Source organism: Caldivirga sp. UBA161 (genome assembly GCF_002506515.1).
GTDB lineage: Archaea > Thermoproteota > Thermoprotei > Thermoproteales > Thermocladiaceae > Caldivirga.
Genome location: NZ_DAXS01000020.1, coordinates 1 through 10,241 on the forward strand (window position 1 = coordinate 1; position 10,241 = coordinate 10,241).

General features: G+C 42.2%; 11 protein-coding genes. 4 read left to right on the forward strand and 7 right to left on the reverse strand.

The window, feature by feature from the left end:
• Positions 1–348: 348 nt before the first annotated feature.
• Positions 349–561, forward strand: coding sequence for a hypothetical protein (locus tag BP896_RS02660; protein ID WP_291765367.1), 213 nt, complete (start codon positions 349–351; stop codon positions 559–561).
• 230 nt (positions 562–791) lie between these two features.
• Here BP896_RS02660 and BP896_RS02665 read toward each other — a convergent pair whose 3' ends face one another.
• The 5 genes from BP896_RS02665 to BP896_RS02685 are packed head-to-tail and all read right to left on the reverse strand — an operon-like array spanning position 792 to position 5,895.
• Positions 792–2,852: a helicase HerA domain-containing protein gene (locus BP896_RS02665; protein WP_291765368.1), complete on the reverse strand. Its 2,061-nt coding sequence runs from the start codon at positions 2,850–2,852 to the stop codon at positions 792–794.
• Entirely contained in the window at positions 2,849–3,322 is a 474-nt protein-coding gene (locus BP896_RS02670) for a hypothetical protein (RefSeq protein WP_291765370.1), read from the reverse strand. Before BP896_RS02670 ends, BP896_RS02665 begins: the two co-directional genes overlap by 4 nt.
• On the reverse strand, positions 3,291–3,605 hold the full coding sequence (locus tag BP896_RS02675; RefSeq protein WP_291765373.1) for a hypothetical protein: 315 nt from the start codon (positions 3,603–3,605) through the stop codon (positions 3,291–3,293). Before BP896_RS02675 ends, BP896_RS02670 begins: the two co-directional genes overlap by 32 nt.
• Entirely contained in the window at positions 3,602–4,444 is an 843-nt protein-coding gene (locus BP896_RS02680) for a hypothetical protein (RefSeq protein WP_291765375.1), read from the reverse strand. The genes BP896_RS02675 and BP896_RS02680 overlap by 4 nt, the downstream gene beginning before the upstream one ends.
• A 56-nt stretch (positions 4,445–4,500) precedes the next feature.
• On the reverse strand, positions 4,501–5,895 hold the full coding sequence (locus tag BP896_RS02685; RefSeq protein WP_291765377.1) for an alpha-glucosidase/alpha-galactosidase: 1,395 nt from the start codon (positions 5,893–5,895) through the stop codon (positions 4,501–4,503).
• 72 nt (positions 5,896–5,967) lie between these two features.
• On the opposite strand from BP896_RS02685, the gene BP896_RS02690 reads away from it, so the two are divergent.
• The gene (locus BP896_RS02690) at positions 5,968–6,882 is read left to right on the forward strand and encodes a sugar phosphate isomerase/epimerase family protein (RefSeq protein ID WP_291765379.1); all 915 of its coding nucleotides are present in this window, start codon (positions 5,968–5,970) and stop codon (positions 6,880–6,882) included.
• Positions 6,883–6,897: 15 nt separating this feature from the next.
• Positions 6,898–7,329: a nascent polypeptide-associated complex protein gene (locus BP896_RS02695; RefSeq protein WP_291765381.1), complete on the forward strand. Its 432-nt coding sequence runs from the start codon at positions 6,898–6,900 to the stop codon at positions 7,327–7,329.
• Here BP896_RS02695 and BP896_RS02700 read toward each other — a convergent pair.
• Complete coding sequence (locus BP896_RS02700) at positions 7,326–8,030, reverse strand: endonuclease III domain-containing protein (RefSeq protein WP_291765382.1); 705 nt, start codon at positions 8,028–8,030, stop codon at positions 7,326–7,328. The genes BP896_RS02695 and BP896_RS02700 overlap by 4 nt on opposite strands.
• 95 nt (positions 8,031–8,125) lie before the next feature.
• Positions 8,126–9,586: a beta-galactosidase BgaS gene (bgaS, locus tag BP896_RS02705; protein WP_291765383.1), complete on the reverse strand. Its 1,461-nt coding sequence runs from the start codon at positions 9,584–9,586 to the stop codon at positions 8,126–8,128.
• Between the two features lie 147 nt (positions 9,587–9,733).
• Here bgaS and BP896_RS02710 point away from each other — a divergent pair, with 147 nt between their 5' ends.
• On the forward strand, positions 9,734–10,192 hold the full coding sequence (locus BP896_RS02710; RefSeq protein WP_291765384.1) for a RecB-family nuclease: 459 nt from the start codon (positions 9,734–9,736) through the stop codon (positions 10,190–10,192).
• The last annotated feature ends 49 nt before the right edge of the window (positions 10,193–10,241 follow it).

Here is a 10,241-nt window from a genome sequence, read left to right on the forward strand (position 1 = left end):
CTTGGGGATATACAGAATATTTATCATTCAGAATCTAAAAACCTAACCCCACCATAAATGGCGAAACTTACCTTTCTTTTATGTCACTCATTTTATGTTCATTCATGATTGAGTGTAGGGGTTTGGCCCTCAGTCATTGGCTTGGCTTTACGGTGGGTGGGTCATGGGGNNNTTTTGAGTATAGTCCACATCGGTACGAGAGGGCATCCCTTTAACGCAATTAACTATAAAAAGACTCCTATTGAAATGAAAAAGGATTCAGCCCATTGCCTTAAGATTAGGAATATCTACGGTTTAAACCTGAATTGCTTATAAATATGCAGATGCAGTGAGGTGTGGGTGTTGGATGTGTCTACGGTTCTTAATATGGCTAAGAAGGCTTTAGCCATATTAGGTGAGGAGATTTATAAATGCCCGAGCTGTGGGTATGGTTTAACCGTTGAGTCCCAGGTGGTTAAGGAGAGGAGTGATTATTATGTTGTGGAGAGGGTTCTTAGGTGTAGGAAGTGTGGGGTTAGGATTAGGCAAATGATTTACTTAAATAAAATCAACCTACAGTAGGTTTACACTGATGGAAAACACTATGGTTTATTTTAATTATAAGATTACCCACCTACTCCTCCTCCCACTCCTCAAACTCCTCTTCCTCAAACTCCTCCCACTCCTCCTCAAACTTACGTACGGCTGGCTTATTTAGCTCCTCCTGTTCCTTAATCATGAGTCAAGGTTAAGCCCTGAGTTTAAAAGAATTACCTTAATCTAAGTTAATGATTACTTGAGTAATACTTAGATTAATTATTCATGGGTTTTAGTCTTGAATCAAGGTCAATAAGTACTTGCCTCCTTACAGGCCCCTCTATAAGTAATGCTCTACTTCTATTCCCCATCATGTGGGGTGCTAGGCCTAACCTAAGCCACTCGAACTCATTTTGATCAAGCTTAAGGTAACTCATGGATTCAATTATGTAGGAATCGGGCCCACCCATCATTATTATTAAGGGTATGTTTTGAATTAAGCTACTTGGCACATTGGTTAACGTTTGGGTTATCAGCATTACGCCAAGGCCTGACTTCCTAAGGCCCCTCACGTAGAGTTCCATTAACCTACTACTCATGATGTAGTAGGCTTCATCAATGGCTAAAACATTACTTAGCTTACTCACCTTACCGGCAAACATTGAGTAAAGGTATGCTGTAACCTGATTCATGGCGAAGGCCGTTAGCTCAGGGTTAGGTAATATTGACTTAAAGGATAAAACCACACCTTGCCTCAACTCCTCGGGGGTTATGAAGCCCCTTCTACCTAGGCTATTTGCTATAATGCTGTACACGTATGAGAGTTCAATACTATACGTGGCCTCAGCAGCCTTACTAAGTGCTTCCTTAAAGTTTTCATAGTTACTGAGGCCACCTAAATCACCCAGTATTAAGTCTAGGTCACTTATATTGAATGCCTCAGATATTGATTGAGCAACCCTTAGTATAGTCTCCTTACCCTCAATCTTACTCACAGGGTTAAGGAAGTCCACGAAACGTTCAGAAACGTCAATAATAGGTAAGCCTAAGTTGCCGTATTCGCCATGCGGGTCAATTACAATGACCCTTAAACCCATTTTAATTAACCTAGCTAATATCGTCCGCGCAGCCCATGATTTACCCATACCGGTGGGACCCAGTAGTAGCATGTGGCCTGCTGGTAAGGAGTCTAGGTCAACCTCAACGAGCTTACCAATGCTATCAACACCAATTCTAATAACCCTACTATCCTCACTTAACTTTAATTTCCCACCAGTGAGCGGTATGAATACTGCAGCATCGTGCGATAAACCATTTAGTAGGAATTCACCAGGGACCCATAATGCGTAGGATGCCGCCTTACTCTTAGTAGTATCTACGTATTCAAAGTTCCTATTACATAGTAGTGCTAGCCTTAATGGTAATTCGCCTGATGATAGCCTATCTATCACATTTCTCCAGTATAATAGTCCTGGGTAACTCTTACCCCGCTCCTTAACCACAAGGGATTCTGAGGCCTTATGATACTCCCTGGCTGCTAGCATTGATAATTCACTATTCCCTGATAATACGAGGGCATACTCATTAATAGTATTATGGAAGGCCTTCGCCAATGAGTAAACATCAGCCTGCGTTAACCTATTCGTCATGAGTTCATTCCTAGTGCTAATCCTACTGAAGATGAGTCCATTATTAACCGTGAACCTACCACTTAAGTACTGCCTAATCACTATTATTGCGAATGTTAGCCAGGGTACAATGCCTAGTACCCCGAATAGTAGGGGAATAATAAGTGGTATTATCAATACTATTATTAGGCTTGATGTAGGGTACGGTGATTGACTTACAAGGTTCCTAAGTTCATCACCCTTCATTGGCTTAACCATGAAGTAATCCTCCAGTACATTAATTGCATTTGATTGAAATGATTTAAAATCATTAAATGGTGGTTCATCAACCATAGACAACCTAATCATCTTTCTATCACCAATTACTATGAATGTTACATAGCATTTATCACATAGGTTTAACCTAAGCAGCATTTCATTAATTAGGTTAATGAACTTATCCTCACTTAACCTAAGTAAGTCATGAATAGGTTCAGCCAGTAGAAACGAGTGAATAAGCTTATTAACTGGGTCATAAATGTAATTATCCCTCACCACTAACTGTGGTGCTACGCTATGCCTAATGGATAAGGCTAGTAGAGTTATATCGCTCCTAAAGATTATTATTAAGAGCATCAAGGCTATTATGGCGTATTTAATTATTAGGGAGGAAAGAACTACTAGTATTAATGCAGTAATCATTATTCTAATTCTCGTGGTGAAGATCATATTGACCTCGGTAGGAAGTTCCACTTAAACATCCTTAGGGGTTTACGTTCAACACCCTTACCATTCAATAGGCGTTCAGCAGCATCACTACTGATCCCCAGTTCACTCGTCAGTAATTTAATCACCTTATTCTTATCGAATGAACCACTTGAAACATAGTTAAGTAAGCTACCCTCATCATCAGCTAAGGCCATTAACACTATTACGCTTAAACCCTTAACCTTAATTACCTTAAGTAAGTTAACCACATCATACCACCTATACCTACTCAGCAGTATCCTTAACCTACTAATGCACCATTGCCTTAATTCCCCACAATCCCTAAAGTAAATAATTAATTCCCTAGGTATCTTACTATCATTAACCCTATACTTACGTAGGCTAGACTCCTGAATTGCCTCATGGCTCACCAGTGAGTTAAGGGTGCTGTTCACGAAGCTACTGTACTTGGTTATGCTTTTCTTCACCATATGGCTCACATTTACTTAACCTGAACCTTAACCAAGTCTTTATGAAGTCCGCTAGCCTTGAATTATACTTACTGACTTCAACACATATATCATCTATAGTGACCTTATTCAGTATCTTAGTCACTAATTCATCATCCTCACCGAATATTTCAGTGAAGTTCTCGAGGAGTTCAATGGCTATGTCGGTCTTACTCCTCTTCATTGATACTTGTTGATTAACTTGAGTGGCGTTAACATCATCATCCATTATTATTCTCCTAATCCTATCAATATCCTTCATCATCTAATCACCCCCATGTACATGCTGACTTGGTTAACCACATCCTTAGTTAATTCATCAATGGATTTCCTGAAAACAGCGGCTTCCCTATACTTAACCGCTAATTCACCCTTCAAGGTAAGAGCCATGGCTATTGGGTCAAGCCTAACTAGGTACACCTTACCCCTTATTACGTACCTATTAGCCTCCTTCGGGTAGCCGTCGAAGTACTCGTGATACTTATTAACTATTACGTTAACCATGGCTTCATCATCAACCACCTTAGTTAACCACTTGTATAACTCACTCAATACACCCACGTAGACTTGACCAGGTTCAATAACTACATTAATAATGTCACTATAATAGAGTAGGAGTGGGTAGAGTGGACCTAGGAAGCTTGGGTTTGATGGAAGATCTATGAGCAGTATTGATAACCCACTCTTAGCCAGTAGTGCAACCATGTTTGAGAGCCTATTAGCCATGGCTTCAAGAGGCATGGAGAATACAATCTTAGGTATCTTCAAGCTTTTAAATGAGCCAGGTGGAATGAATTTTACGTTAGGCTCCTCCTTAGATTCAACCATGTTTAACTCGGAGCCATAGGCAACGTAGTCTATGAAGCCGCCGACATCATCAGTGTACTCAACCTTATGAAGCCTACTGGCTGTTACATTACCGTCGAAGCCTAAGTCAAGTATAACCACTGGTTCATCAATCATTGACGCTATATTAGCCACTAAAGTACTCTTACCGGTACCACCCTTTGGCCCACTGGTGAAGGCTACTGATACTGTTAATGGCCTTAGGCCTAAGCCGCTTAAGCTCATTAGGCCTTTAATGCACTTGGATTGATTAGGCATACTCATGTAGGTGCATGTTAAAAGCAATGATACCCTACATTTGGGTTAATTTTAAATCACTTATAGTGCCTCTTTAAATCCTCGTTGAATGGTAAGTTAAGTAAGTCGTCAATAACCTCCCTCGCCTGCTCATTACTCCTAGTCCTGGGGTCATGCATTAAGGCTTCTATGAGTAACTCCCTGCTCCCAGCCAAGTATGCCTCAAGGGCCCTCTCAGTCACAGCCAGCCTAGGGTACCAGACGTATGAGTACATTTTATTGGGTACATTAACAATGGTTTCAGGCCTAATGGAATCACCCCTAACGTACACTGGCGCCTCAACTATGGCATCACTTGGTAGCCTTGGTAATATACCATTATTGGGTACGTTTAATATTATCCTCCTCTCAACACCATTAAGCACACTATCTATGAAATCCACAATATGCTCACCACTCTTAACAGGTGGGTAAACCTCAGTGGCCTTAACACCTGGGTTAAATGCAGCCCTCTCAAGCCTAGCCTCATTCTCCTGATTCAACAGCATCCTAATGCCCCACCCCACCTCTGAGTCAACACCACCCACTGGCCCATACCAATATATCTTAGTTTTAAGATCCCTATGGTACTTCCATGTCCCACTCCTAGCAGTATCGCCAAGTGGGTATAGGCCATAGAGCCTATACATGTCCACGGCAGCCCTACTCAGGGTTTCCTCCCATGGGCCAGGCACATAATTAGCCCAGAACTCCTCAGCCTTCCTCTCAATCCACTCATCAATTAGGTGGTATGCATCATCACCATTATACTTAAGCCTAGTTAGGAAGACCACGTGGTTTAAGCCAACAGCCTGCCACTCAACCTTACTTATATCAAGCCCCAAGGCCTTGCCTGCTAATTGCTCAACGCCATGTGATGCACCATGGCAGTAACCCACTAGTTTGAGGTTAGGGTACTGCATGTGGATTAGTGTTGTTGTTTCAAGGACTGGATTAGAGACTTGAATCATCCAAGCATCCTTAGCGTACTCACTAATCAGCTTAGCTATGTTTAATGCAACCACGTACTGCTTATAGCCCGTTAAGGTTGGGTAGCAGCAAACCATATTCCACTCAGTGGAGTCAATACCCCTATAGTACCCATGCCTCTCAGCAGCCTCAACCATCATGCCATAGTGGTCATACCCTATTGCGAAGGCCAGGTTAATTACGAAGGAGGAATCCTCAATACAAGCCTTAGTATCCATCGTCCTCTCAATGCTTATTGGAACCTTAAGTTCATTAAAGTACTTCTGGGCTAATGCATAAGACCTAGCTAACCTATGCTCATCAATATCCATTAAAGTTAACGTAATACCATGGAGGCTACTGGTTAAGGCAAAATCCCTGAGGAGGCTTGCTATGAAGGCCTTACTACCAGCACCAATGATACATACTTTAACACCCTTAACATTGGAATTAACTGCAGCCATGATGCAACAGCAATAAACTACTTTAAAGTATTACGCATAGCTTAAAAATAATTCATGCTGAATTAAATAACTATGGGTCCACCGAGGATTAACCTAGCCTGGTTATACGCAATAACTAAGTATGGTTATCCACCAAGCATAAGTAACTTCTATGACTTCATTAATGATGCGGTTAGGCTTGGTTTTAAGGCCATTGAGCTTGAGGTTTACGGTGAAGATAACTTAAAGGCTGTTGAGGGGGAGAGGGTTAAGTTAAGGGACTTCATTGAGTCCCATGGATTAAAGGTAATTAATGTTGCTGGAATATTCCCCCAACTACTTTCATCAATTGATGGGGTTAGGGAGAGGGGGCTTGAGTTATTTAGGAGGAGTGTTGAGTTAGCGGTCTTCTTTAACGCTGGCTTAACTCAAACAGACACCTTCACTCCACCCATTGAGTTCATTGGCCCTAAGCCCTATTCAATGGGAATAGTGTTCGCGGAGAGGTATAGGGTTAAGATACCCATTGACTTCTCTTGGAGGGCATTCTGGAGGATGCTAGTTAATGTTATGAGGGAGTGTTCAAGGATTGCCCTTGATCATGGTTTAAAATTCGCCATTGAACCTAGGGTTGGGGAATCAGTGGCTAATAGTGATGCAATGCTTAGGCTCATTGATGAGGTTAACATGGATAACTTCGGCGCTGTACTTGATGTTGGCCACCTTAATGCCGCCAAGGAGTTGATTCCATTATCCATAGAGAAGCTTGGGAATAGGATACTTTACGTCCACGCCTCAGACAATGATGGAAGGGATAATTACCACTGGAGCCCAGGTAGGGGTGTTGTGGATTGGGATGCCGTCTTTGAGGAGTTGAGGAAATTTAATTTCAGTGGTTATGTGGCTATTGATGTTGGTGGGCAGGACATTAGGGGGAGGCTTGATGATGAGGTCACGCAGGCTAGGAGGTTTATTGAGGAGGTTGGTTTAAGGCATGGGTTATGGTGAATTTAATTAAGGCCAGTGGTAACTGTTAAATACTGGAGTATTGCTGTAATCAGGATGTTTAACCCCAATGAGGTTAAGAGGATGCTTAAGAGAATGGGGATTAACGTTAATGTTAAGGATGTTGATGCTGTTAAGGTGATAGTGGAGTTGAAGGATGGCAGTAGCGTGGAGTTAAGTAATCCAACCGTGGTGCTTCTTGAAATGCCTGGTGGTGTCCTACTTTACCAAGTTCAGGTTAATAAGAGGGATGTTAAGACCAATCAGCCACAGGCCCCACCGAAGATTATGGTTAAGGCTCAATCACCAAAGTACAGTGAGGATGATATTAGGCTAATCATGGATCAGACTGGGGCAAGTAGGGATGAGGCTATTAAGGCCCTTGAGGAGGCTAATGGTGACTTAGCTGAGGCAATACTGAAGCTGCAGAAGTCAGGTTACCACCCTTAACCCCCATTAGTTTTGAGTTTAGCTAAATGGCATTGATTACGTAGTGGGCATTCAATACACCTTGGAGTCCCCTTAAGGCACCATTCCTTTCCAACAGTTACTACACCGGCATGGAAAAGCTTATACTCATACAATCCCCTGGGTAATAGCCTCATTAACGTAATCCTCCAATCCTCGTAATTACTCCCTGAGTAGCCGTAAACCCTCTTAATTACCCTAATGGTGTATGTTGAGATGGGTATTGTCAACCTATTTAGGGCGAAGAGCATTATTGAGTCAGCAGTCTCATAACCAACACCATCCATTGATAATAACATTTCCCTAACCTCATTGTCATTGAGCTTACTTAAAGCTCCTAATCCACCCATTAATGTTATAGCCTTAGCAATTTTCACTAACCTATTAGCCTTAGTGAATCTAAGGTTAACTCCACTTAAGGCATTAGCTAAATCCACTGGGTTAAGTTCAGCAATTGCCTTAAGTGTATTTAGTTTACCTTGCCTAAGCCTAACCATGACCTCACTAACTATTTCCCACTTAGTTTGCTGAACAAGTATGGCTGATATAATAACCTCCTCAGGGCTTAATACCCCACCCCACCATTTAGGCGACTCTGGTTCACTAATAATCCAGCCATTCTCCTTAAGCTTACTGCTCATTCCCTCAAACACTGTAAGTAACCTCTTAATATCCTCTATCACCTCAATCACCACTACGTAAGGCTTAGTACCTCATTTATTGCCTCTTAAATAATCTACTTAATTATGTGACTGCATTTTTCCACTTAACTTTGCCTTCACTCAATTTTAGGCGGCTTAGTGTAGTGCTCCAGGTAATCTGGTATAGCCTTCTGTTTAGCTATCTCCCTCATAACCAGGGCACTTGGCCTAAAGTACCTCTTCTTGGTTGCATAATCAATGTAAATTAAGCCAAACCTCATCCTATAGCCTGCAGCCCACTCCAAATTATCTATTAGATTCCAGTGGAAGTACCCTCTAACATCCACCCCCTCCTCCATGGCTCTATGAATTTGGTAAAGGTGCGATATTATGAACCATGACCTCCACTTATCGTGTTCATCAGCAATACCGTTCTCAGTAACGTACATGGGCATCCTATACCTCCTCCATAGGTCCATTAAAACATTGTAAACCCCCTCAGGGTATATTTCCCAACCGAAATCACTACATGGCCTCCTATCATTAGACACACCCCCAGGCTCACAGGAGTAGCCAAACCCATCCACTGCAGCCACTGATGCCCGGCCAGTATCCTGCCTCCTCCTCAATACGGCCCTAGTATAGTAGTTTACCCCAATCCAGTCAAGCCTACCCTTCAAGTCATCCCTAGTAACCCCCATGAACTCACCCTTAATTGGGGCATCGAAGAATGAGTAATCAAGCTCCTTAGCCTCCTTAACAGCCTCTTCATCACCCTGCCTAAGTGGTTGATAGTCAGCGAAGGAGTAGACTAGGCCCACTGGCTTCCTTGAGTAAGCCTTAATGGCATCGTAGGCCCTGGCATGGGCCTCAACCAGATGCTTACCGGCAGTGGTTAAGGAGTTTAAGTCCAAGTAACCTGGTGGGAATCCTGACTTAACGTAAAGGTAACCCTCAGTTATCACTACCCCGGGTTCATTCATTGTGTACCACATGTCCGCTAAGTCACCTAACTCATGGGCTATGAAGGCTGCGAACTTAGTGAATTCAATAACAGACCTTTTATCAAGCCAACCGGAGGGGGCTCTATCAGGCCCATTCTTCCTAACCGCTATTGGATCATGCAACCACGTGGGCATAGCCCAGTGGTAAAGGTTAATTATCAATAATCCACCCCTCTCCTTCCAATCACTTAAAATCCCCCTATAATGGTTAACTGCATTTAAGTCTGCTAACCTACGTAACTCCTCTAATGCTGATTCATTAACCTCAACGCCAATCACATTGCCTACACCATCTTCATCAACCTTAACCTTAACGTCAAAGGTCGGCTTCGGAAACACCCTAGCCCACTCAACAGTTATCCACGCTGCATCAAGCCCAAGATCCCTAGCTATTGAGTGATCCTGCTTATACAAATCCCAGTACCCTGGCCCATGTTCAGGTAAGTCACCACTAACTAGGCCTGATGCAATGTTCTCAGGGTCATGAAGCCACACGTACCAGTCACTTACGAATTCAGAACCAGGTGTACCCATTTCGTGTTGAGTACCCACCGTGGAGAAGCCAAACCTGAAGTCGCTTGGAAACTTAATCATAGGTTTAGTGAACGCCTTTGAGTTTAATAATGTTTCTATAAATAAGTCATGGTAGTAGTTAAATTAATTATATAGTTAATTAGTTCACATTAAGTCAATACGCATCTCTGGGTTTAATTTAAAAACATATCCATGAGGTGCTGGCTAATGAGGGAATTAATAGTATTAATCGACAATGCATCCAGTGTAGCTAGGGTTGTGGAATTCGCTAAGGTGGTTTACGGCTTCGGTGTAAAGAACCTAGTGCTTACTCACGTTTACGGTTCAGCAGCGCAACAGGGTGTGCCAGAGGCCTTTAAGATAGCTTTAAAGTATTCATCAAGCCTAATAGTGCTACCAACTATTAAGGATGCTGTGGACTTATTTAAACCCAATAATATTCTAGTAATTAGGAGGCTTGGACCCCAGGTTAAGCCATTAACAGAATTCATGAGTATTGATGGAAGAGTAATGCTTGTAGCTGATGGTTCTGATCAAGATATTAAAATCGAGGGAAGTAATGTTAATTACATTACCCCCATTACACATGATATAGGTAACCTAGGCCAACTCACAATAGCATTATGCCTATTAATGAACGAATGCTCACCAATATTAAAAACATAGCTACACCTAAGATGCTCCTGAAAGCTGTATGAATGTTAAGCTAAATCTA